20 protein-coding genes are annotated in these 24,255 nt (G+C 65.2%); 14 read left to right on the top strand and 6 right to left on the bottom strand.

What is annotated here, in order from left to right; genetic code table 11:
• Positions 1-4 precede the first annotated feature (4 nt).
• On the bottom strand, positions 5-2,101 hold the full coding sequence (locus MOE34_RS21760; RefSeq protein WP_242224661.1) for a bifunctional rhamnulose-1-phosphate aldolase/short-chain dehydrogenase: 2,097 nt from the start codon (positions 2,099-2,101) through the stop codon (positions 5-7).
• A 202-nt stretch (positions 2,102-2,303) separates the two neighbouring features.
• On the opposite strand from MOE34_RS21760, the gene MOE34_RS21755 reads away from it, so the two are divergent.
• The 13 genes from MOE34_RS21755 (at position 2,304) to MOE34_RS21700 (ending at position 17,495) form a co-directional block, all read left to right on the top strand.
• Positions 2,304-3,116 carry a DeoR/GlpR family DNA-binding transcription regulator gene (locus MOE34_RS21755; protein WP_242224659.1) on the top strand — a complete coding sequence of 271 codons (813 nt, stop codon included), beginning with the start codon at positions 2,304-2,306 and terminating at the stop codon, positions 3,114-3,116.
• Positions 3,117-3,165: 49 nt separating this feature from the next.
• On the top strand, positions 3,166-4,161 hold the full coding sequence (rhaS, locus tag MOE34_RS21750) for a rhamnose ABC transporter substrate-binding protein (RefSeq protein WP_242224644.1): 996 nt from the start codon (positions 3,166-3,168) through the stop codon (positions 4,159-4,161).
• Positions 4,162-4,225: 64 nt separating this feature from the next.
• Positions 4,226-5,761, top strand: coding sequence for a sugar ABC transporter ATP-binding protein (locus MOE34_RS21745; RefSeq protein ID WP_242224642.1), 1,536 nt, complete (start codon positions 4,226-4,228; stop codon positions 5,759-5,761).
• Between the two features lie 12 nt (positions 5,762-5,773).
• A complete protein-coding gene (locus MOE34_RS21740; protein WP_242224640.1) occupies positions 5,774-6,763 on the top strand; it encodes an ABC transporter permease in 990 nt (329 codons plus the stop codon).
• Complete coding sequence (locus MOE34_RS21735) at positions 6,760-7,764, top strand: ABC transporter permease (RefSeq protein WP_242224637.1); 1,005 nt, start codon at positions 6,760-6,762, stop codon at positions 7,762-7,764. The genes MOE34_RS21740 and MOE34_RS21735 overlap by 4 nt, the downstream gene beginning before the upstream one ends.
• Complete coding sequence (rhaM, locus tag MOE34_RS21730) at positions 7,764-8,078, top strand: L-rhamnose mutarotase (RefSeq protein ID WP_242224635.1); 315 nt, start codon at positions 7,764-7,766, stop codon at positions 8,076-8,078. Before MOE34_RS21735 ends, rhaM begins: the two co-directional genes overlap by 1 nt.
• A complete protein-coding gene (locus MOE34_RS21725; protein ID WP_242224633.1) occupies positions 8,075-9,463 on the top strand; it encodes an FGGY-family carbohydrate kinase in 1,389 nt (462 codons plus the stop codon). Before rhaM ends, MOE34_RS21725 begins: the two co-directional genes overlap by 4 nt.
• 206 nt (positions 9,464-9,669) lie before the next feature.
• Positions 9,670-9,756, top strand: a complete 87-nt coding sequence (kdpF, locus tag MOE34_RS25615; RefSeq protein ID WP_160785919.1) for a K(+)-transporting ATPase subunit F — start codon at positions 9,670-9,672, stop codon at positions 9,754-9,756.
• 18 nt (positions 9,757-9,774) lie between these two features.
• Entirely contained in the window at positions 9,775-11,484 is a 1,710-nt protein-coding gene (kdpA, locus tag MOE34_RS21720; RefSeq protein ID WP_242224631.1) for a potassium-transporting ATPase subunit KdpA, read from the top strand.
• An 11-nt stretch (positions 11,485-11,495) separates the two neighbouring features.
• Positions 11,496-13,532 (top strand): potassium-transporting ATPase subunit KdpB, encoded by a 2,037-nt coding sequence (gene kdpB / locus MOE34_RS21715; protein WP_277955669.1) that lies wholly within the window; start codon positions 11,496-11,498, stop codon positions 13,530-13,532.
• Between the two features lie 2 nt (positions 13,533-13,534).
• Entirely contained in the window at positions 13,535-14,104 is a 570-nt protein-coding gene (gene kdpC / locus MOE34_RS21710) for a potassium-transporting ATPase subunit KdpC (RefSeq protein ID WP_242224629.1), read from the top strand.
• 8 nt (positions 14,105-14,112) lie between these two features.
• The gene (locus MOE34_RS21705) at positions 14,113-16,803 is read left to right on the top strand and encodes a sensor histidine kinase (RefSeq protein WP_242224627.1); all 2,691 of its coding nucleotides are present in this window, start codon (positions 14,113-14,115) and stop codon (positions 16,801-16,803) included.
• Entirely contained in the window at positions 16,800-17,495 is a 696-nt protein-coding gene (locus MOE34_RS21700; protein ID WP_242224625.1) for a response regulator, read from the top strand. Before MOE34_RS21705 ends, MOE34_RS21700 begins: the two co-directional genes overlap by 4 nt.
• Positions 17,496-17,680: 185 nt before the next feature.
• On the opposite strand, the gene MOE34_RS21695 is transcribed toward MOE34_RS21700, so the two are convergent.
• The 5 genes from MOE34_RS21695 to cyoA are packed head-to-tail and all read right to left on the bottom strand — an operon-like array spanning position 17,681 to position 22,631.
• Entirely contained in the window at positions 17,681-18,400 is a 720-nt protein-coding gene (locus tag MOE34_RS21695) for an SURF1 family protein (RefSeq protein WP_242224622.1), read from the bottom strand.
• A gap of 51 nt (positions 18,401-18,451) precedes the next feature.
• Complete coding sequence (cyoD, locus tag MOE34_RS21690; RefSeq protein WP_242224618.1) at positions 18,452-18,838, bottom strand: cytochrome o ubiquinol oxidase subunit IV; 387 nt, start codon at positions 18,836-18,838, stop codon at positions 18,452-18,454.
• Positions 18,835-19,458: a cytochrome o ubiquinol oxidase subunit III gene (cyoC, locus tag MOE34_RS21685; protein WP_242224615.1), complete on the bottom strand. Its 624-nt coding sequence runs from the start codon at positions 19,456-19,458 to the stop codon at positions 18,835-18,837. The genes cyoD and cyoC overlap by 4 nt, the downstream gene beginning before the upstream one ends.
• 3 nt (positions 19,459-19,461) lie before the next feature.
• The gene (gene cyoB, locus MOE34_RS21680; protein ID WP_242224613.1) at positions 19,462-21,465 is read right to left on the bottom strand and encodes a cytochrome o ubiquinol oxidase subunit I; all 2,004 of its coding nucleotides are present in this window, start codon (positions 21,463-21,465) and stop codon (positions 19,462-19,464) included.
• Between the two features lie 59 nt (positions 21,466-21,524).
• Positions 21,525-22,631 (bottom strand): ubiquinol oxidase subunit II, encoded by a 1,107-nt coding sequence (cyoA, locus tag MOE34_RS21675; RefSeq protein WP_431522461.1) that lies wholly within the window; start codon positions 22,629-22,631, stop codon positions 21,525-21,527.
• Positions 22,632-22,895: 264 nt separating this feature from the next.
• On the opposite strand from cyoA, the gene MOE34_RS21670 reads away from it, so the two are divergent.
• Complete coding sequence (locus tag MOE34_RS21670; RefSeq protein ID WP_242224611.1) at positions 22,896-24,224, top strand: MFS transporter; 1,329 nt, start codon at positions 22,896-22,898, stop codon at positions 24,222-24,224.
• Positions 24,225-24,255 lie beyond the last annotated feature (31 nt).

Here is a 24,255-nt window from a genome sequence, read left to right as displayed (position 1 = left end):
CGGATTAGCGCGGGAAACTCTGCGCGTTGCCGGCATCCACGTTGATGATGTTGCCCGTCGACTTGGCCGAAAGGTCCGAGGCGAGGAAGTAGATCGCCTCGGCAATGTCCTCCGGGAAGACGTTGAGCTTCAGCATCGAGCGCTTGCGGTAATGCTCCTCCAGCTCGCCCACCTCGATCTTCGAGGACGCCGCGCGCTGCTCGCGCCATTCGCCACCCCAGATCTTGGAGCCGCGCAGCACCGCGTCCGGGTTCACCGTATTGACGCGGATGCCCGCCTCCGCGCCTTCCAGCGCAAGGCAGCGCGCAAGATGGATTTCGGCCGCCTTGGCCGTGCAATAGGCCGAGGCGTTCGGCGAGGAGGCAAGGCCGTTCTTCGAGGCGACGAAGACCACGTTGCCGCCGAGATTCTGGCGGCGGAAGAGGCGGAATGCCTCCCGCGAGACGAGGAAATAGCCGGTCGCAAGAATCTCGATATTCTTGTTCCACATCGAAAGCTCGGTGCTCTCGACCGGAGCCGAAGAGGCGATGCCGGCATTGGAGACGAGGATATCGACGCCGCCGAATTCGACGCACGCTTCCGCGAAGGAGGAAATGACCCCCGCCTCGTCCGTCACGTTGAGCGTGACGGTGCGCACCGCATCGCTGCTGTATTTTTTTGCGAAATCCGCGCCGACCTCAGCCAGAGCATTGGCGTCGATGTCGGCGAGCACCACGCAGGCGCCCTCGCCCGCCAGCCGCTCGGCCGTCGCGCGGCCGATGCCGCCGGCCCCACCCGTCACGAAGGCGACGCGGCCGGCAAGGCTCTTCGGCTTCGGCATGCGCTGGAGCTTCGCTTCCTCCAGCAGCCAGTATTCGATGTCGAAGGCTTCCTGCTCCGGCAGGCCCTGATATTCGCAAACCGTCGAGGCGCCGCGCATCACGTTGATGGCGTTGACGTAGAATTCACCGGCGATGCGCGCGGTCGCCTTGTCCTTGGCGAAGGAGAACATGCCGACGCCGGGAACGAGGAAGATGACCGGGTTCGGATCGCGCATCTTCGGCGAGTTGCCGCGCTTGCAGGTCTCGTAATAGCGCGTGTAGTCGGCGCGGTAGTCCTCCAGCGCCTTGTCGAGACCGGCGATCACGGCGTCCACATCGGGCTTTGCCGGGTCGAAATCGACGATCAGCGGACGAATCTTCGTGCGCAGGAAATGGTCCGGGCAGGAGGTGCCGAGTGCGCCGAGCGGCTTCAGGTCCTTCGAATTGACGAATTCCAGCACGGCGGCCTGGTCGTCGAAATGGCCGAGCTTGCGCTCGCCCTTGCCGATGCGGCCGCGGATTTCCGGCATCAGCTTCGCAGCGACGGCACGGCGCTCGGCTTCATCAAGGCTTTTTGCGACGGCCCCGCCGAAGATCGTCTTGCCGTCCGTCTCCTTCGCAAACCATTCGATCGCCCGGTTGATGATGTCGAGCGTCAGCAGATAGCAGTCCTTGGCGTCGTCCGCCCAGGTGAAGAGGCCGTGGCTTTCGAGCACGACGCCCTTGGCCTTCGGGTTGGCCTTCACGAAGGCCTCTAGGTCGAGGCCGAGCTGGAAGCCGGGGCGGCGCCAGGGCAGCCAGCCGATTTCCTCGCCGAAGATCCGCGCCGTCAGTTCCTTCGAGTTCTTCGAGGCGGCGATGGCGATGATCGCGTCCGGATGCATGTGGTCGACATGCGCATAGGGCACGAAGCCGTGCAGCGGCGTGTCGATGGAAGCGGCGCGCGGATTGAGGTTGAAGGTGCAATGCGGCAGGAAGCCGACCATGCGGTCCTCGTCCTCGACGCCCTTGTAGATGCCCTTCAGCGCTTCCAGCTTTTCCATGTAGAGGGTGGCGAAGCCGTCGAGCTTGATCGTTCCGACGTCGCCGCCGGACCCTTTCACCCACATGACGCGGACCTTTTCGCCCGTCAGCGGGTCGGTTTCCAGCACCTTGGCCGAGGTGTTGCCGCCGCCGTAATTGGTGATGCGCTTGTCGGCGCCGAGGAGATTGGAGCGGTAGAGCAGCTTGCCCGGCTCATCGAGCCTTGCGGCATGGGCATCGTCCCAACGGTTTTCGAGAAGGCGGGTCTGACCCGTCATGACATCCTCCCTGGTCTGTCCAATCACGGGAATCCGCGGCGGCTTCCCGTCTCCTTTCTTCGAGCTATGGCGCATCTCCCTTCGCGATGTCAATCAATTTTGATCATTAAAGATCATTGTGCAGCGCAACATGATCTTTTTTGATCGTTTATGATTGACAGGATAAATTGAATGCGAATAAATCATACTTAGGAGGAGACCCATGCACGAACGCGAACGCCATCGCATCATTTTGAGCGCTATTCAGGAAAAGCCCGTCGTGACGGTGCAGGATATCGCCGAACTGACCGAGGCATCCGAAGCCACCATTCGCCGCGACATCGCCGCGCTGCATGTGCAGGGCAAGCTGCGCCGCGTGCGCGGCGGCGCCGAGGCCGTGCATCCGCCGCAGCTCGGCAATCTGGCGGCGCGTCCGTTCAAGGTGTCCGAATCGATCAACATCGATCGCAAGCGCGCTATCGCCCGCCGCGCGGTGGAGCTGTGCGAGGAGGGCGACTCGATCATCATCAACGGCGGCACCACGACGTTCCAGATGGTGCATTTCATGTCGGCCCGCCGCCTGCAGGTGATGACAAATTCCTTTGCCATCGCCGAGCATCTGGTGAAGCACTCCAAATGCACGGTGAGTGTTCCCGGCGGCGCGATCTACCGCGACCAGAGCCTCATCCTCTCGCCCTTCGACAACGACGCGATCCGCAATTTCTATGCGCGGCGCATGTTCATCGGCGCACAGGGCGTCAACGCGCTCGGCATCATGGAGGCGGACGCGCTGGTCATCCAGAGCGAGCAGAAGCTGATGCGCCAGGCGGAAGAGCTGATCGTGATGGTCGATTCCAGCAAGTTCGAGCGGCGCTCCAGCCTCATCCTCTGCCCGCTGGAAAACGTCACCACGATCATCACCGACGACAGGATTTCGGACGAGGCGGCCGCCATGGTCGCCCATGCCGGCATAAGGCTCATCACGGTCAAGCCGATGGCTTCGGCCGATAGGGAGGATTCCACCTCGGCGGCCTGACAAGGCGGCGGCCGGGAGGAGTGAACATTTCAACACTGGGAGGAAGACCATGAAACTGACCACGAAACTGCTCGCCGGCGCGGCGTTCGCGCTTGCCGCCATGGTGTCCACGGCCAATGCCGCGGACATGAAGATCGCCCTTCTCGTCAAGTCGCTCGGCAACGGCTTCTTCGAGGCCGCCAACCGGGGCGCGGAAGAGGCTGCTAAGGAACTCGGCGGCGTCGAGATCATCTATACCGGCCCGACCACGACGACAGCCGAAGGCCAGATCGAGGTCATCAACTCGCTGATCGCCCAGGGCGTCGACGCCATCGCGATCTCCGCGAACGACCCGGACGCCGTCGTCCCGGCACTGAAGAAGGCCCAGCAGCGCGGCATCAAGGTCATCTCCTGGGATTCGGGCGTGGCGCCGGAAGGCCGCATCATGCACCTCAACCCCTCCTCCAACGAGCTGATCGGCAAGATGTGCCTGCAGCTCGCCAAGAACCACCTGCCGGACGGCAAGGGTGACTTCGCGATCCTCTCGGCAACGACGACCTCGACCAACCAGAACATCTGGATCGAGGAGATGAAGAGGCAGATCACGGACTTCCCGGGCCTCAACCTCGTCACCACCGTCTATGGCGACGACCTTGCCGACAAGTCCTACCGCGAAGCCAACGGTCTGCTGACCTCCCAGCCGAACGTCAAGGTCATCGTCGCCCCGACGACGGTCGGCGTTCTCGCCGCCTCGCAGGCCGTCAAGGATGCCGGCAAGATCGGCGAGGTCTATGTGACGGGCCTCGGCCTGCCCTCCGAGATGGCCGGCGCCATCAAGTCGGGCGCGACCAAGGAATTCGCCATCTGGAACCCGATCGACCTCGGCTATTCCGCAACCCAGATCGCCTATCGCCTCGTCAAGGGCGAGACGGACGGCGCGCCGGGCTCGGAAATCGAAGCCGGCCGCATGGGCAAGATCAAGGTCGGCGACAATGGCGAAGCCGCCATGGCCGATCCCTTCGTCTACGATGCCTCGAACATCGACCAGTTCTCGAAGATCTTCTGATCCTTCGAAACGGCTTCCCGGCGGCTCCGGCCGCCGGGTTTCCTTTCCTCTTCCGGTGTAGTCGATGACGAACGCAGCAGCTTCCATTCCGGTCGCGAGGGCCGAGGCGGCGGGAACGCCCATTCTGGAGATGCGCGGCATCTCGCAGATCTTCCCCGGCGTGAAGGCGCTCGACGGCGTCGATATCGCCCTCTATCCCGGCAAGGTGACCGCGCTGATCGGCGAGAACGGCGCGGGAAAATCGACGCTGGTGAAGATCCTCACCGGTATCTACCGCCCCAACGAGGGCGAGATTGTCATGGACGGCAAGCCCGTCACCTTCGCCAATGCGCAGGCCGCCATCGATGCCGGCGTCACCGCCATCCATCAGGAAACCGTGCTTTTCGACGAGCTGACGGTCGCGGAGAACATCTTCCTCGGCCACGCGCCGCGCACGCGCTTCGGCCTCATCGACTGGAAGACCATCAACGAGCGCGCCCGCGCGCTGATGCACCAGCTCGAAAGCAATATCGACCCGACGATCAAGCTGAAGGACCTTTCCATCGCCCAGCGCCATCTGGTGGCGATCGCCCGGGCGCTCTCCGTCGAGGCGCGCATCGTCATCATGGACGAGCCGACGGCCGCCCTTTCGCGCAAGGAGATCGACGATCTCTTCCGCATCGTCGAGAACCTGAAGAAGCAGGGCAAGGCGATCCTCTTCATCAGCCACAAGTTCGACGAGCTTTACGAGATCGCCGAGAACTACGCCGTCTTCCGCGACGGGCGCATGGTCGGCACGGGCCGGCTCAAGGAAACGCCGCAGGAGGAAATCGTGCGGCTAATGGTCGGCCGCGACGTGCACGACGTCTTCCCCAAGAGCAAGGTTGCCATCGGCGAGACCGTGCTCCGAGTCGAAGGCTACTGTCACGATACGGAATTCCGCGATATCTCCTTCGACCTTAGGCGCGGTGAAATCCTCGGCGTCTACGGGCTGATCGGCGCGGGGCGCTCGGAACTCTGCCAGTCGCTGTTCGGCATGACCGTGCCCGCCTCGGGCAAGACCTTCCTCGACGGGCGCGAGATTGCCATCCGCTCCTCCGCAAACGCCATTGCCGCCGGCATCGTCTATGTGCCGGAGGAACGCGGACGCCACGGCCTGGCGCTGGAAATGCCGATCTACCAGAACATGTCGCTGCCCTCGCTCGCCCGCACCTCGGCGCGCGGTTTCCTCAAGGCAATCAACGAGTTCGCGCTGGCGCGCAAATATGCCGAGCGGCTGGACCTTCGCGCCGCCGCGCTCTCCGTGCCGGTCGGCACGCTTTCGGGCGGCAACCAGCAGAAGGTCGTCATCGGCAAGTGGCTCGCCACCAGGCCGAAGGTCATCATCCTCGACGAGCCGACCAAGGGCATCGACATCGGCTCCAAGGCGGCGGTTCATGCCTTCATCTCCGAACTCGCCGGCGAGGGCCTTTCCATCGTCATGATCTCCTCCGAACTGCCGGAAATCCTCGGCATGTCGGACCGCGTGATGGTGATGCGCGAGGGGCTGATGGCCGGCATATACGACCGCGACGGACTGACGGCGGAAACGCTGGTGCGCGCGGCGACCGGCAACGCATAGAGGCGGATGAGCATGCAGCGTCTTCTCAAGAACCGTGAACTCCTGCTGGCGCTGATCATCCTCGTGATGATTGCGGGCTTCGCCACGCGCGCAGCCGGCTTCGCCTCCCCCACCAACCTCGCCAGCATCTTCAACGACACCTCGATCCTGATCATCCTCGCGCTCGGCCAGATGACGGTGATCCTGACGAAATCCATCGACCTTTCCGTCGCGGCGAACCTCGCCTTCACCGGCATGGCCGTCGCGATGCTGGACGCGGCCTATCCCGGCCTGCCCTTGGCGCTGCTCATCGTGCTCGCCATCGGCATCGGCGCGGCGCTCGGCGCGATCAACGGCTTCCTTGTCTGGCTGTTGCAGATTCCGCCCATCGTCGTGACGCTCGGCACGCTCACCATCTATCGCGGCATGGCCTTCGTGCTTTCGGGCGGCGGCTGGGTGAACGCCCACCAGATGACGCCCGATTTCCTCAACCTGCCGCGCTTTCCCGTCCTCGGCCTGCCGATCCTCTCCTGGGTCGCCATCGCCATCGTTCTCATGATGTGGTTCGTGCTGACGCGCACGCCCTTCGGCCGCGCCGCCTATGCCTCGGGCGGCAACCCGACCGCCGCCGTCTATGCCGGCATCGATGTCGGCCGCTCGCGCTTCCTCGCCTTCGTGCTGTCCGGCGCGCTCGCCGGCCTTTCCGGCTATCTCTGGGTGTCGCGCTATGCGGTCGCCTATGTCGACATCGCCGCCGGATTCGAGCTGGACAGCGTGGCGGCCTGCGTGATCGGCGGCATCTCCATTGCCGGCGGCATCGGCAGCGTGATCGGCACCGTGCTCGGCGCGCTCTTCCTCGGCGTCATCAAGAATGCGCTGCCCGTCATCGGCATCTCGCCCTTCGCGCAGATGGCAATCTCCGGCGTCGTCATCATCCTCGCCGTCGTCTTCAACGCCCGCGCCGAGAAGAAGAAGGGCCGCATCATCCTGCGCGACCGCGCCGCCAAGGAGAAGCTGGCATGAACACCGAGACCACGATCCGCCGCCAGATCCCCGACCGGCTCGGCACGCCGATGAAGCGGCTGCTGGCAAGCTGGGAGGTGCTGCTCTTCTGCGTGGCCGTCCTCATCTTCATCGCCAATTCCCTCGCCTCGCCCTATTTCCTCGACGCCTGGAACCTCTCGGACGCGACGTTCAACTTCACCGAAAAGGCGCTGGTCGCCTTCGCCATGGCGCTGCTGATCATCGCCGGGGAGATCGACCTTTCCGTCGCCGCGATCATCGCGCTCGCCTCGACCGCCATGGGCGCGGCGGTGCAGATGGGCGTCGGCACGCCCGGCCTCGTGCTGATCGGCATTAGCACCGGCCTTACCTGCGGCGCGTTCAACGGCCTGCTCGTCGCCGGTCTCAAGCTGCCCTCCATCGTCGTCACCATCGGCACGATGAGCCTCTTCCGCGGCATCTCCTACATCGTGCTCGGCGACCAGGCCTACGGCAAATACCCGGCCGACTTCGCTTGGTTCGGACAGGGCTATGTCGTCTGGGTCTTCTCCTTCGAATTCGTGCTCTTCCTCGTCATGGCCGTGGTCTTCGGCGTGCTGCTGCACAGGACGAACTTCGGCCGCCACGTCTATGTCATCGGCAACAACGCCATGGCCGCGCGTTTCTCCGGCATTCCCGTCGACCGGGTGAAGTTCATCCTCTTCCTGCTGACGGGCCTGATGAGCGGCATCGCCGCCGTCTGCCTCACCTCGCGGCTCGGCTCCACCCGGCCCTCCATCGCGCAAGGCTGGGAGCTGGAGATCGTCACCATGGTCGTGCTCGGCGGGGTCTCGATCCTCGGCGGGGCGGGCACCATCGCCGGCGTCGTCATTGCCGCTTTCGTGATGGGCCTCGTCACCTTCGGCCTCGGCCTTCTCAACGTGCCGGGCATCGTCATGTCCATCTTCATCGGCCTGCTGCTGATCGTCACCATCGCCCTGCCCATCGTCGCCCGCCGGATCAAGCATGCGAGGAAAGCCTGATGGAACGGCACGCCTTCAAGATGAAGCTCCATCCCGGCATGGAGACCGAATACAGGAAGCGCCATGACGAGATCTGGCCCGAGCTCGTCGATCTGCTGCACAAGGCCGGCGCCTCCGATTATTCCATCTATCTCGACCCGGAAACGAACATCCTCTTCGGCATCCTCACCCGGCCGAAGGATCACACCATGGCCGCCCTGCCCGAGCATCCCGTGATGAAGCGCTGGTGGGCGCATATGGCCGATATCATGGAGACCAACCCGGACAATTCCCCGGTCCAGAGCGACCTCGTTCCCGTCTTCCACATGCCATGACCGCCTATTCCCGCATCGCCGTCCTCGATATCGGCAAGACCAACGCCAAGGTCGTCGTCCTCGACGCCGCGACGGGCGCGGAAATCGCCGCCGCCCGGATGGCCAACACCGTTCTCAAGGACGGCCCCTACCCGCATTACGACGTCGAAACCCTCTGGACCTTCGCGCTCGACGCCCTCCGCAGCTTCGCGAAAACGCCGGGCTTCGACGCCATCTCGATCACGACGCATGGCGCATCGGCCGCCCTGCTCGGCACTGACCGCCGGCTTGCCCTGCCAGTGCTCGACTACGAGCACGAATACCCGCAGGCGATCCGCGAAGCCTATGATGCGCTTCGCCCGCCCTTTGCCGAGACGCGGTCCCCGCGCCTGTCGATGGGTCTCAATGTCGGGGCGCAACTGCATTATCAGAAGACCGCGTTTCCCGACGCTTTCGCCAGGGTCGCAACCATCGTCACCTATCCGCAATACTGGGCGGCGCGGCTGACCGGCGTCGCCGCCAACGAAGTCACCTCGCTCGGCTGCCACACCGACCTCTGGAATCCCGAGGCCGGCGCCTATTCCACGCTTGTGGACACGCTCCGCATCCGCCCGCTGATGGCCCCGATCCGCCCGGCCTTCGATGCCCTTGGCCCCATCCTTCCCGAAATCGCCGAAACCCTCGGCGTCTGCGTACCCGTCTATTGCGGCATCCACGATTCCAACGCCTCGCTGCTGCCGCATCTGGTGACGCGGAAAGCGCCCTTCTCGGTCGTATCGACTGGCACATGGGTGATCAACTTCGCCGTCGGCGGCGATCTGGAACATCTCGACCCGGCACGCGACACCCTCGCCAATGTCGACGCCCACGGTCGCGCCGTCCCCTCCTCCCGCTTCATGGGCGGGCGGGAATTCGAGATCCTCGCGGCCGAGATCGGTAGCGCGGCGGAGGCAGATATCCGTGCGGCCCTGCCGTCCGTGATCGAAAAGACGCTGATGCTCACGCCGAATGTCACGCCCGGCTCCGGCCCCTTCCCCGGGCACGAACGGCAATGGCTGAATGCCGAAGGTGCAAGCGCCGCCGAGCGCCACGCCGCCGCCTGCCTCTACCTCGCGTTGATGAGCGAGACCTGCCTCGGCCTGATCGGGGCCGGGGGGCCGAGCATCGTCGAAGGTCCCTTCGCCACGAACGGCCTCTATCTCACCCTGCTCGCCGCCTTGACCGGGCGGCCGGTCGTCGCCGTGCCGGGTTCGACGGGCACCAGCCAGGGCGCTTCCCTGCTGACCGGCATCCAGCCCGTGGCGACACCCGAGACCACCGTCCCGCCGGCCGCAATGGCCGGGCTGGCGGCCTATCGCGCCGCATGGCTGGCCGCCCTCGGGCAGACGCGGAACGACGCGGGATAAGGCGGCGCGGCCGGCGCCCCTTTATCTTTTCCTTACATCGCCCCGACACCTTCCCAATCGAAACCTGACCCAGGCCGGGCCTAGTCTTCTCCTCGCACAACAGGAGAACGGACATGTCCGATGTCATCTTTCTTGCGCTCGGCTGCGGCGCGTTCCTCGTCTTCGCCGCCTATGCCCGCGCGCTCGACCGGCTGTGAGGCGACCCCATGATCGAACCTCTCTTCGGCCTTTTCGTCGCTCTCGCCCTCGGCGTCTATCTCGTGGTCACGCTGCTGCGGCCCGAACGCTTCTGAGCTTCCAGGAGAAATTCCATGACCATGATCGGGTGGCTACAGATCGCCATCTTCTTCCTTGCGGTTCTGATCACCGTCAAGCCGCTCGGCCTCTACATGGCCCGCGTCTTTTCCGGCGAGCGCACCGCGCTATCGCCGGTTCTCGAGCGTCTCGAAGCCGACCTCTACCGCCTTTCCGGTATTTCGCCGGGCAAGGAGCAGGGCTGGCTCGCCTATACGGTCTCCATGCTGGTCTTCTCGCTTACGGGTTTCGCTACGCTCTATGCGATCCTCCGCCTGCAGGCCTATCTGCCGCTCAATCCGCAGGGCTTTGCCGGCATGGCGCCGGATCTCGCCTTCAACACGGCGGTCTCCTTCGTCACCAACACCAACTGGCAGAACTACGGCGGCGAAACCACGCTCAGCCATTTCAGCCAGATGGCGGGCCTGACGGTGCAGAACTTCCTGTCCGCCGCGACGGGCATGGCGCTCGCCGTGGCGCTGACGCGGGCGCTCGCACGCTCCAAGGTCTCGACCCTCGGTAACTTCTGGGTGGATATGACCCGGGCGACACTTTACGTCCTGCTGCCGCTCGCCTTCGTCGTGGCGCTCGCCTTCGTCGCAATGGGCCTGCCGCAGACGCTGGATGCCTCCGTCACGGCAACGACACTCGAAGGCGCCAGTCAGACGATCTCGCTCGGGCCGGTCGCCAGCCAGGAGGCGATTAAGCAGCTCGGCACCAATGGCGGCGGATTCTTCAACGTCAATGCCGCTCATCCCTTCGAGAATCCGACCGCATTCTCCAACTATCTCAACATCTTCGCCATGCTGTCGATCTCGGCGGCGCTGGTCTACACCTTCGGCGAACTCGTCGGCAACCGCCGGCAGGGCTGGGCGATCATCAGCGCCATGGCGGTCCTGCTCATCGCCGGGGTCGCCACCGTCTACTGGGCGGAAGCGGCCGGAAACCCGATCCTCACCGCGCTCGGCGTCGATGGTTCGGCCGGCAACATGGAAGGCAAGGAAGTCCGCTTCGGCCAGGCCATGACGGCGCTTTACGCCGCCGTGACGACCGGCCTTTCGGACGGCGGCGTCAACGGCATGCACGGCTCCTTCACCGGGCTTGGCGGCCTTGCGCCGATGTTCCTGATGCAGCTCGGCGAAGTGCTGCCGGGCGGCGTCGGCTCCGGTCTCTACGGCATGCTCGTCTTCGCGCTGCTTGCCGTCTTCGTGTCCGGCCTGATGGTCGGCCGCACGCCGGAATTCCTCGGCAAGAAGATCGAGGGCCGCGAAATGAAATACGCCATGCTCGCCGTGCTCGTGCTGCCGCTCGCCATCCTCGGCTTCACCGCCATCTCCGCCATGCTGCCCTTCGCGGTGGCAAGTATCGGCACGCCGGGACCGCACGGCCTTTCGGAAATCCTCTACGCCTATACCTCGACGGCGGGCAACAACGGGTCGGCCTTCGGCGGCCTGACGGGCAATACCGTCTGGTACAACACGACGCTCGGCATCGCGATGCTGCTCGGCCGCTTCGCCTATGTCGTGCCCGTCATGGCGATTGCCGGCTCGCTGGCCGCCAAGGTCAAGGTGCCGCCGTCATCGGGGACGTTCCCCACGGACGGGCCGCTCTTCGTCGGCCTGCTGATCGGCATCATCCTCATCCTGGGCGGCCTGCAATTCTTCCCCGCGCTCGCCCTCGGTCCCATCGTCGAGCACCTCGCCATGCTCGCGGGCCAGACCTTCTAAGGAAAAGAGCCATGTCCAAGGACCATCACGCTCCAAGCCTCCTCGACCTCGCCATCCTCATGCCGGCCGCGCGCGACGCCTTCGTCAAGCTCGACCCGCGCCAGCTCGTACGCAATCCCGTGATCTTCGTCACCGAAGCCGTCGCGGCCGTCGTCACCGTGCTCTTCCTGCGCGATCTTCTCACAGGCAGCGCGGAAGCCGGCTTCTCCGGCCAGATCGCCGCCTGGCTCTGGTTCACCGTGCTCTTCGCGACCTTCGCGGAGGCGGTCGCCGAAGGACGCGGCCGGGCGCAGGCCGACAGCCTGAAGCGCACGAAATCCGAACTCGTCGCCCGGCGGCTCACCGCCGCCGGCGCGACGGAGACGATCCCGGCGACCACCCTTGCCGTCGGCGACATCGTGCTCGTGGCCGCCGGCGAACTGATCCCCGGCGACGGCGAGGTGGTCGAGGGCGTCGCCTCGGTCAACGAGAGCGCCATCACCGGCGAATCCGCCCCCGTCATCCGCGAATCCGGCGGCGACCGCTCGGCAGTCACCGGCGGCACGCAGGTGCTGTCGGACGAGATCAGGGTGAAGATCACCGTCGCGCCCGGCTCCTCCTTCGTCGACCGCATGATCGCGCTCATCGAGGGCGCACAGCGGCAGAAGACGCCGAACGAGATCGCGCTTTCGATCCTGCTGTCCGGCCTCACGCTTATCTTCCTCTTCGTCTGCGTCGCCATCTGGGGCCTTGCCGGCTATTCCGGCACGGTGCTCACCGTCACGGTGCTCGCCGCCCTTCTCGTCACGCTCATCCCGACGACCATCGGCGGCCTGCTCTCGGCCATCGGCATCGCCGGCATGGACCGCCTCGTGCGCTTCAACGTCATCGCCACCTCGGGCCGCGCAGTGGAGGCGGCCGGCGACGTCGATACGCTGCTGCTCGACAAGACGGGCACCATCACCTTCGGCAACCGCATGGCCAGCGACTTCCTGCCCGCCCCCGACGTCTTACAGGCCGGGCTTGCGGAAGCCGCGCTCATCGCCAGCCTTTCCGACGAAACGCCCGAGGGCCGCTCCATCGTGGCGCTCGCCGCCGGCGAATTCGGCATCAAGGCGCCCGAAGCCCGCTTCGACGCAGTGATCGAGTTCACCGCGGAAACCCGCCTTTCTGGCGTGGATGTCGGCGGCCGCAGGCTGCGCAAGGGCGCGGTGGATGCCGTGCTGCGCTTTGCCGGCGTTACGGAGAACGAAGCCCCCGACGAGTTCCGCCGCGCCGTCGAAACGATCGCACGCAGCGGCGGCACGCCGCTCGCCGTCGCCGACGGCAACCGCCTCCTCGGCGTCATCCACCTGAAGGACGTGGTGAAGCCCGGCATCAAGGAGCGCTTCGCGGCGCTGCGCGCCATGGGCATCCGCACCGTCATGGTGACGGGCGACAACCCGGTGACCGCCGCCGCCATCGCCTCGGAGGCCGGCGTCGACGATTTCCTCGCCCAGGCCACCCCGGAAGACAAGCTCGCCTATATCCGCCGCGAGCAGCAGGGCGGCCGGCTCATCGCCATGTGCGGCGACGGCACCAACGACGCTCCTGCCCTCGCTCAGGCGGATGTCGGCGTCGCCATGCAGACCGGCACGCAGGCCGCGCGGGAGGCGGCGAACATGGTGGACCTCGATTCCAGCCCTACCAAGCTCATCGAGATCGTCGAGATCGGCAAGCAACTCCTGATGACGCGCGGCTCGCTCACCACCTTCTCCATCGCCAACGACGTCGCGAAATATTTCGCGATCATCCCGGCGCTGTTCCTCGCGACCTATCCGGCCCTTGACGCCCTCAACGTCATGAACCTTGCCTCGCCGCAATCGGCCATCCTGTCGGCGGTCATCTTCAACGCGCTGATCATCGTCGCGCTCATTCCGCTGGCGCTGCGCGGCGTCGCCTACCGCCCTGCGGGCGCGGCAGCGCTCCTGCGCCGCAACCTCCTCGTCTACGGCCTCGGCGGTCTGATCCTGCCCTTTGCCGGCATCAAGGCCATCGACCTTGCCGTCAGCGCCCTGCATCTGGTGTAATCATGCTGAACCATCTTCGCCCGGCCATCACTCTCGTCCTCACGCTCACCGCCCTTCTCGGGCTTGCCTATCCGCTCGCCGTGACGGGCGTGGCGCAGGCCCTCATGCCCGCCGCCGCCAACGGCTCGCTGATCGAGAAGGACGGCGCCGTCATCGGCTCCATCCTGATCGGCCAGTCCTTCGCGACGGACCGGTATTTCTGGCCGCGCCCTTCCGCGACCGGCCCGGATGCCTATAACGCCGCCGCCTCGTCCGGCTCGAATCTCGGCACAACCTCGGCCAGGCTCAAGGAGCGCGTCGCGACCGATATCGAGCGGCTGAAGGCGGCGGGCTTAGCTACGCCCGTTCCGGCCGATGCCGTCACCACGTCCGGCTCCGGCCTCGATCCGCATGTCTCGCCCGCCTTCGCCCGGGCGCAGATCGCGCGGGTGGCAAAGGCCCGGGGACTTTCGGAAACGGACGTGGCAACCCTTGTCGAAAACCGTATAGAAACCCGGCTTTTCGGATTCATCGGCGAGCCGCGGGTGAACGTGCTACAGCTCAACCTGGCGCTCGACGCGCACGGAACATGAGAGTGAGAATGACGGACAACGACCGCGACGACAGTCGCAGACCGGATCCCGATGCATTGCTTGCCCTGGCGGAGAAGGACCGCCGGGGCAAGTTGACCGTTTTCCTGGGCGCGGCTCCCGGGGTCGGCAAGACCTACGCCATGCTCTCGCGCGCCAAGCGCCTCAAGGCGGAGGGCGTGGACGTCGTCGTCGGCCTCGTGGAGACCCACGGCCGCAGCGAAACCGCCGCCCTGCTCGAAGGGCTGGACGTGCTGCCGCGCCTCGCGGCGAGCCATCGCGGCAAGACGCTGGAGGAATTCGACATCGACGGCGCGCTCGCCCGCCGCCCGCGCATCGTGCTGGTGGACGAGCTTGCCCATTCCAATCCCGAAGGAAGCCGCCACCCCAAGCGCTACCAGGATATCGAGGAGCTGATCGCCGCCGGCATCGATGTCTGGACGGCGCTCAACATCCAGCATCTGGAAAGCCTCGCCGACCTCGTGGCGCAGATCACCGGCGTCACCGTGCGCGAGCGCGTGCCGGATGTCGTCCTCAAGAAGGCCGACGAGGTCGTGCTGGTCGACCTGCCGCCGACGGAACTCATCGAGCGCCTCAAGGAAGGCAAGGTCTACCTGCCGGAAAGCGCCAGCCGCGCCGTCGACCGCTTCTTCCGCCTCGGCAACCTGACGGCGCTGCGCGAGCTTGCCCTTCGCCGCACGGCCGATCGGGTGGACGACCAGATGGTCGACTACCTCAAGCAGAATGCCATCGAAGGCCCCTGGGCGACGGGCGAACGGCTGCTCGTCTGCGTCGGGCCGGACGCGCTTTCGGAAAAGGTCCTGCGTGTGGCGAGCCGTCTCGCCTCCGGTCTCAACGCGCCCTGGCTCGTCGTCTCCATCGAGCGGGCGGACCGCGAGGTGGAAACCACCGAGCGGCTGCAACGGATGGAAGCGCTGTTCCGCCTTGCCGAACAGCTCGGCGCGGAAACCCGCCGCGTGGTCGGCAACGACTTCGTCGAGGAGATCCTGAAGCTCGCCCGCCGCGAGCATGCGACGCAGATCGTCATCGGCGCGAGGCGCCATCGCGGCTGGACGCGCTTCTTCTCCCCCTCCCTGCCGGATTCGCTCTCCCGCAAGGCGGCCGGCATCGGCATCCATTTCGTGACGCCGGAAAAGGCCGAGAAGATACCTGCCGCGGCGCGCCTCTCTCTCCCCGCCGTCGCCTCCTATCGCCAGTCGGCGCTGATTGCCGCGGGCCTCACCGCCGTCACGGCGGTCGTCGGCAAGCTGGTCTATGTCTTCGCGGAACTGCCCAATATCTCGCTGCTCTTCCTGCTCGCCGTTCTCGGCGCGGCGGTGCTGGGCGGCTACGTCTCCGCCTTCATCGCGGCGATCCTTTCGGCGCTCGCCTACAATTTCCTCTTCATCGATCCGCTGCACACCTTCACCATCACAGCGCCGCATGAGGTCTTCGCGCTGCTCGTCTTCCTGTCCGTGGCGATCATCGCGGGCGGGTTCGCCTCACGCATCAGGGAGCAGGCGGAGGTCGCGCGCGTGCGCGCCACCGCCCTGCAATCGCTCTACGATTTCTCGCGCAAGCTCTCGACGACGGCCAAGGCGGACGATGCGATCTGGGTGGCGGTCTCGCACCTGCAGGCAAGCCTCAAGCGCAACATCGCGCTGCTGCTGCCAGACAAGGCCGATCTCAGGGTCGCCGCCGTCTGGCCGCCGGATACCGATCTCGACGTCACCGACTTCACCGCAGCGCGCTGGACGCGCGACAAGCAGGAAACCGCCGGCGCCGGCACAGGCACCCTGCCCAACAGCCGCTTCGAGTTCCGCCCGCTGATGGGTCCGCACGGACTGGTCGGCGTCTGCGGCATCCAGCAGACCGAGGAGCGGTTGGACATCAACGCCGAACGCGCCCTCTCGGCGATCCTCGACCAGACCGCCATCGCGCTCGACCGCGCGCGGCTTGCGGAGGAAAGCGTGGAACAGGCGGCTAAGCTGGAAGGCGAGCGCTACCGCGAGGCGCTGCTTTCCTCCATCTCGCACGACCTGCGCACCCCGCTTGCGACGATCATGGGCGCCGTCACGAGCCTTCGTCAGCTCGGTGACAGGATGACCCCGGAAAGCCGCGACGACCTGCTGCAATCCATCGAGGAGGAGGGCAGCCGCATGAGCCGGTTCGTCTCCAATCTCCTTGACATGACGCGCATCGAATCCGGCACCCTGAAGCCCAAGGGCGACTGGCTCGACGTCTCCGACGTGGTGCAGGCCGCCGTCGAGCGCGCCCGCAAGTATTTCCCCGGAAAGGTCATCGAAACCGGCATCGCGCCGGACCTGCCGCTCATCGAGGGCGACAGCGTGCTGCTCGGGCAGGTGCTCTTCAACCTGCTCGACAATGCGGTCAAATATGGCGGGGAGGAACCGGTCAACGTCTATGCCCGCAAGGACGGCGGCGACGTGCTGATCTCCGTCACCGATCTCGGCAAGGGCATTCCGCCATCGGAGATCGATCGGGTCTTCGAAAAGTTCTATCGCCGCGGCAAGCCGGACGGCCGTGCGCCCGGCACCGGCCTCGGCCTGTCCATCGCCCGCGGCTTCGTCGAGGCGATGGGCGGCAGGATCCATGCGGAAAGCCCCGCCGTGAAGAAACGGGGCACGCGCATCGTCATCCGCTTCCCCGCAAGCGAGAAAAAGGCGGGCGGTGCGAAATGACAAACGAACGCATCCTCGTAGTGGACGACGAGCCGCAGATCCAGCGCTTCCTGAAACCCGCCCTCAAGGCCGCCGGCTACGACGTTGTCGAGGCCGCGACCGGTGGCGAGGCGCTGAAGGCTGTGGCGACCGCCGCCCCCGATCTCGTCATCCTCGACCTCGGCCTGCCGGACATGGACGGCAAGGAGGTCGTAGCGAACCTGCGCGGCTGGACCACAATTCCGATCATCATCCTCTCGGCCCGCGAGCGCGAGAGCGAGAAGATCGCCGCCCTCGACCTCGGCGCGGACGACTATATCGAAAAGCCCTTCGGCATCGGCGAGTTGACGGCGCGCATCCGCACGGCGCTGCGCCATCGCGAGCGCGCCGCCGCACCGCCGGCGACGCTTTCCACCGACGGTCTCGTCATCGATACCGTGCGCCGGCTCATCCTGCGCGAAGAGGAGCCGATCAGGCTGACGCCGAAGGAATACGACCTCCTCACCCTGCTTGCCCGCCATGCCGGCCGCGTCGTCACCCACAAGACGCTGCTCACCTCCGTCTGGGGGCCGGCGCACGGCGAGGACCTGCATTACCTGCGCGTCTTCATCGGCCAGCTTCGCCAGAAGATCGAGCGCGACCCGACCCATCCGACGATCGTCAGGACCGAGCCGGGCGTCGGTTACCGGCTGGTGGTGGATCAGGAGGCGTAGGCGGACGGCTGCGCATTTTTTTGCACAACCGTACCGGATTCGCCGAATCAGACCTTCCCTGTGCCCCCTTCAGACCCTACTTGGAGATCACTCGCGCAACCCGCGAGCTTCCCCGCGTCATTGGGAGCCAACCGTGACGCTTGCTGCCCCGCTTCGTGCGGGGCTTCTTTTTTTCCCGCAACCTCTCACGCCAGCCGGCGGCGATGGACCTGCCAGGCCGCGAACACGCTCATGGCCGCCAGCGCATACCATGTAAGCGCATAGACGAGATGGCTGTTGCGGAAGGCGACGACCGTCAGGCCGCCGATGGGAAGACCGCCCGGATTGGGCGTCGCATCCGCGTCGATGAAATAGGGAGCGACATCTTCCAGCCCCCTGGCGGCCGCGATGGCCGATACGTCGCGGGAGAACCAGCGTTCGCTCACCGGGTCGTTGGAGCGCAGGAACGCGCCGCCCGGTTCACTCATGCGCAGAAGGCCGGTGACGGCGACGGGACCGGCGGCGATCTCGCTCGCCAGACGCGCCTCGGGCGAGCTGCGGTCGGTGGGCACGAAGCCGCGATTGACGAGGAGGGTGGAGCCATCGGCCAGGACGAGCGGCGTCAGCACCCAGAAACCTGCGCCGCGCTCCGTCACGGCCTGGACCAGCGCCGTCCTGTCATGGCGGAAAAGACCGTTCGCGGTGACGCGGCGGTATTCGTCCTTCTCGCGGGCGACGTTTGGCCACTCCGCCCGGGCCGGCGCGGCCACGGGCGCTGCGTGGATGCGGCTTTCGACGCGTTCGATCAGGTTGAGCTTCCAGAAAAGCCGCTGCACCTGCCAGGTGCCGAGCGCGAGGAAGACAACGGCAAGGCAGAAGAGGCAGCCGGTGAGGACGTATCGGGCGCGTGGGGAGCGCTCAGGCATCGGCCACCCAGCCCCTTCCGGCCTCCCCTCCTCCGGCACGAACCATCGTCGTCACGGCATGTTCTTCATCATCTCGTGGGTCATCGGCATCATGTTTGCATTGAGATGATGCATGACCCAGAGGGAACCGGCGATGGCGATGCCGACGATGATGAGCGTGAAGATCAGCGCCATCATCGTCCAGCCGCCTTCCGAGCGCGGGTTCATGTGCAGGAAATAGACCATGTGCACGACGATCTGCACGACGCCGATCCCCATGACGAGCACCGCCGTCAGCAGCTTGCTGTCCAGCACGCCGGCCATGACCAGCCAGAAGGGAATGGCCGTCAGGATGACCGACAGGACGAAGCCGGTCATGTAGCCCTTGAAGGAGCCGTGGCCGGCCTCGTGACCGTGGCCGTGCGAATGGTGGGCGTCAGAAGCGCTTTCGTGGCTCATCCGAGAACTCCCAGGAGATAGACGAAGGAGAAGACGCCGATCCAGATGACGTCGAGGAAATGCCAGAACATGGAAAGGCATGTCAGCCGGCGGCGATTCTCACGGGTGAGGTCGTGCTTTTTCACCTGCACCATCAGCGTGATAAGCCAGATCATGCCGAAGGTGACATGCAGGCCGTGCGTGCCGACCAGCGTGAAGAAGGACGACAGGAAGGCCGAGCGCGTCGGGCCTGCGCCCTCGGCGATCAGGTGATGGAACTCGTAGAGTTCCAGCGCCAGGAAGGCCGCGCCGAAGAGGCCGGTGATGCCGAGCCAGACCAGCGTTTCCATCTTCGCGTTGCGCTCCATCTGGAGCATGGCGAAACCGTAGGTGATGGAGGACAGGAGCAGCATCGCCGTGTTGATGGCGACGAGATTGAGATCGAAAAGATCCGCCGGCGAGGGACCGGCCGCGTAGCTGCGACCGAGCACACCATGGGTCGCGAAGAGCACGGCGAAGATCAGGCAGTCGCTCATCAGGTAGAGCCAGAAGCCCAGCGTGGTGCTGTTTTCCGGGTGATGCTCTTCCGTAAGATAGAAGACCGGCTTTTCGTCGGGGTTGTGGACTTGGGTCGCGCTCATGGCTCAGGTCCGTTCTGCAAGCAGTTTCGTGCGCGCGTCTTCTGTCGCCGTCACTGTATCGGCGGGGATGAAGTAATCGCGGTCGTAGTTGAAGGTATGGGCGATCGACACCGCAACGATCGCGATGAAGGACACGACCGCCAGCCACCAGATGTACCAGATCAGCGCGAAGGCGAGCACGACGGAGATGCCGGCGAGGATGACGCCCGTTCCTGTGTTCTTCGGCATATGGATCGGCTTGAAGCCCTCCAGCGGGCGCACATAGCCGCGGCTCTTCATGTCGTACCAGCTATCGTGATCGTGCACGACGGGCGTGAAGGCGAAGTTGTAGTCCGGCGGCGGCGAGGAGGTCGACCATTCGAGCGTGCGGCCGTCCCACGGGTCGCCGCTGTCGCAGCGGAGCTGGTCGCGCCTCAGGTAGCTGACGACGAGCTGGACGATGAAGGAGCCGATGCCGAGCGCGATCAGGGCCGCGCCGAAGGCGGCGATGACGAACCAGATCTGCAGCGAGGGATCCTCAAACTGGCTGACGCGGCGGGTGACGCCCATCAGGCCGAGCACGTAGAGCGGCATGAAGGCGAAGAAGAAGCCGATCTGCCAGAACCAGAAGCTCATCTTGCCCCAGAAGGGATCGAGCTTGTAGCCGAAGGCCTTGGGGAACCAGTAGACGACGCCCGCCATCAGCCCGAACAGCACGCCGCCGATGATGACATTGTGGAAATGGGCGATGAGGAAGAGCGAATTGTGCAGCACGAAGTCGGCCGGCGGGATGGCGAGCATCACGCCCGTCATGCCGCCGATGACGAAAGTCACCATGAAGCCGACCGTCCACAGCATCGGCACCTCGTAGCGGATGCGGCCGCGATACATGGTGAAGAGCCAGTTGAACATCTTCGCGCCTGTCGGGATCGAGATGATCATGGTCGTGATGCCGAAGAAGGCGTTGACGGAGGCGCCCGACCCCATCGTGAAGAAGTGGTGCAGCCAGACGATGTAGGAAAGGATCATGATCACGCAGGTCGCATAGACCATGGACGTGTAGCCGAAGAGGCGCTTGCCGCAGAAGGTCGCCACCACCTCGGAGAAGATGCCGAAGGCCGGCAGGACGAGGATATAGACCTCCGGATGGCCCCAGATCCAGATGAGGTTGATATACATCATCGGATTGCCGCCAAGGTCGTTCGTGAAGAAATGCGTGCCGACATAGCGGTCGAGCGACAGCAGCGCGAGCGTGGCGGTGAGGATCGGGAAGGTCGCGACGATCAGGATGTTCGTGCAGAGCGAGGTCCAGGTGAAGACCGGCATCTTCATGAAGGTCATGCCCGGGGCGCGCATCTTCACGATTGTCGCGATGAGGTTGATGCCCGAGAGCGTGGTGCCGACGCCCGCCACCTGCAGGCCCCATATGTAATAGTCGACGCCGACGCCGGGGCTGTAGTCCGCGCCGGACAGCGGCGGATAGGCGAGCCAGCCGGTGCGCGCGAATTCCCCCACGAACAGCGACATCATGATGATCACAGCCCCCGCCGTCGTCATCCAGAAGGAAAAATTGTTGAGGAAGGGGAAGGAAACGTCGCGCGCGCCGATCTGCAGCGGCACGACATAGTTCATGAAGCCGGTGACGAAAGGCATCGCCACGAAGAAAATCATGATCACGCCATGGGCGGTGAAGATCTGGTCGTAGTGATGCGGGTTGAGGTAACCCTCGCTGCCGTTGAAGGCGATGGCCTGCTGGATGCGCATCATGATGGCGTCGGCGAAGCCGCGCAGCAGCATGACGATGGCGAGGACGATGTACATGATGCCGATCTTCTTGTGATCGACCGACGTGAACCACTCGTGCCAGAGATAGCCCCAGAGCCTGAACTTCGTGATCAGCGCGAGGAGCGCGAGGCCACCGACCGCCACGACCGCGAAGGTCGCGACAAGGATCGGCTCGTGATAGGGGATCGCTTCCAGCGTGAGCCGCCCGAAGAGGAAATGCGTGAGGCTGATGTCACCGAACATGGGATCGTCCAATAGCGTGTCGAATGCGCCCCCGCCGCTGGCGGCGGGGGCGATGAAATCTAGTGCGACTGGTGCGCGTCGTGGTCCATCGCCGCCGGCTCCTCCTGCCGGGCCTCCACGCCCTCGGCCGGTTCGTCGCTGCGCGCGGGATTGCCGGTTTCGGGGACAGTGGCGCCGGGCGCAGCCTCTGCGGCATGGCGGTTGTCGTGCCGCAGCCTTTCCCGGTTCTCGTGGCTGTCCGTACCCGCCCCGCCCGTCATGTCGATATGCATCATCTCCCGCATGCACATCTGGCCTTCGCGCACGCACATGTTGAGGATGGCCTGGTAGAGTCCCTCGTCGACGGACGAGAAGTAACGCACCGGCTCGCGGGCGCTCGGACGCTCCAGTTTCAGATAGGCGTCGCGGTTGAGCGCCGTGCCGGCCTGCCGCACCCGCGCGACCCAGGCGTCGAAACCGGCCTGATCGACGCCGTGGAACTTGAAGCGCATGTGAGAGAAGCCGTCGCCGCTGTAGTTGGACGACAGGCCCTCGTATTCGCCGGCCTTGTTGATGACGGCGTGCAGCTTCGTCTCCATGCCGGGCATGGTGTAGATCATGCCGGCAAGCGCGGGAACGTAGAAGGCGTTCATCACCGAGGATGCGGTGAGCTTGAAGTTGATCGGCACATCGACAGGCGCCGCCATCTCGTTGACGGTGGCAATGCCGTAGTCCGGATAGAAGAACAGCCATTTCCAGTCGAGCGCCACCACTTCGACGGTAAGCGGCTTCGTCTCGGCGGCCACCGGGCGCGCCGCATCGATCCGGTCGAGCGGGCGATAGGGGTCGAGCTTGTGGGTACTGACCCAGGTGATTGCCCCGAGCGCGATGATGATGGCGAGCGGCGCCGACCAGATGATGACCTCGAGACCGGTGGAATGATGCCATTCGGGATCGTATCTGGCCGCCGTGTTCGACTGACGATAGCGCCAGGCGAAGAACAGCGTCAGGAAGATCACCGGCACGATGATGACCAGCATCAGGATCGTCGAGACGACGATCAGGTCCCGTTGCTGTGCCGCGATATCGCCCGAGGGCGACATGACCACCATGTTGCAGCCGGTAAGGGCGGCGAGCATCGGAGCGAAGACTATGGAGCGTCGGGCTAAACTGAATTGCTTCGGCATTTCGGCCTCAACTTGCGTTCTGTCTAGTCGGCAATAATCGGGCACGGTGGCGCTTGAAAATGAGGTCCATCGTCGCAGCGCAGCATTCTGTCGCAGGAGGGTAGTCAATCGGGGACTATCTGTCGATGCGCGTTTGTACTAGCGCAATAGAAATGCATGTTGTCAATTTCGGCGTTCCCGGCGACGGGGCCTACTTGTCCTTGCCATCGGGCGCGGATTGATCAACAGTCCAGTGACATGACGCAAATCCGTGCGGAGGAGTTCATGAGTTCGGCTGCCCAACACCCCACATCGTCCGGCCTGGAGCGCGATGCCCGCCACATGCATGCCGACGACAGGCCGCTCTCGCCCGGCAGCATCGCCATCGGCGTGGTAATCGGCCGTACCTCGGAATTCTTCGATTTCTTCGTCTACGGCATCGGCTCCATCCTCGTCTTCCCCAAGCTGATCTTCCCCTTCGCGGGAAGCGCCGTGGCCGCCACGCTGATGTCCTTCGCGCTGTTTCCGCTCGCCTTCCTCGCCCGGCCGGTCGGCTCCTTCGTCTTCATGTGGATCGACCGCAACTACGGCCGCGGCGTCAAGCTGACGGCAGCGCTGTTCATCCTCGGTGGCTCGACGGCGTCCATCGCCTTCCTGCCGGGCTACGAGTCGATCGGCTACTGGGCGGTGGCGCTGCTGGCGCTCTTCCGGCTCGGCCAGGGTTTCGCCCTCGGGGGTGCCTGGGACGGGCTGGCCTCGCTGCTCAGCCTCAGCGCGCCGGCGAACCACCGCGGCTGGTACGCCATGATCCCGCAGCTCGGCGCGCCCATCGGCTTCGCGCTGGCGAGCGTACTCTTCGGCTATTTCGTCAGCCACCTTTCCGAAGCGGATTTCCTCGCCTGGGGCTGGCGCTATCCCTTCTTCGTCGCCTTCGCGATCAATGTCGTGGCGCTCTTCGCGCGCCTGCGCATCGTCGCCAGCAAGGAATTCGGCGCGGCCATGGAGGCGCGGGAACTGGAGGCCCGGCCGGTCTTCGAGATGCTGAGCAAGCATGCCATGGACGTGGTGCTCGGCGCCTTCGTGCCGCTGGCAAGCTTCGCCCTGTTCCACCTCGTCACCATCTTCCCGCTGAGCTGGGTCGTCCTGCATGGCAGCCAGCCGGTGCAGCAGTTTCTCTGGATGCAGGTCGCGGGCGCGGCGCTCGGCGCGGTCGGCATCGTACTGTCCGGCTTCATCGCCGACCGGATCGGCCGGCGCTCCGAGCTGATGTTCGGCGCGATCCTGATCGCCGTCTTCTCCTTCTCCGCGCCGTTCCTGCTCGATGCGGGCAGCCGGGGGCAGGACGCCTATATCCTGATCGGCTTCTTCATTCTCGGCCTCACCTTCGGCCAGTCCTCGGGCGCCGTCTCCTCGCGCTTCACGCAGTATTACCGCTATACCGGCGCGGCCTTGACCTCAGACCTTGCCTGGCTCGTCGGCGCGGCCTTCGCCCCGCTCGTAGCGCTCGGCCTTGCCACCAGCTTCGGCATCATCTTCATCGGCGGCTACCTGATCTCCGGCGCGATCTGCACCCTCGCCGCCCTCACCCTGACACGGGCGCTCGACCAGCAGTAGACAAACGAAACGGGGCGCCTCGAAGGGCGCC

It is taken from the genome of Shinella zoogloeoides, from assembly GCF_022682305.1.
GTDB classification, from domain to species: domain Bacteria; phylum Pseudomonadota; class Alphaproteobacteria; order Rhizobiales; family Rhizobiaceae; genus Shinella; species Shinella zoogloeoides_B.
The sequence above is the reverse complement of the archived record's forward strand: the minus strand, read 5'-3'. Positions and strand labels throughout refer to the sequence as shown.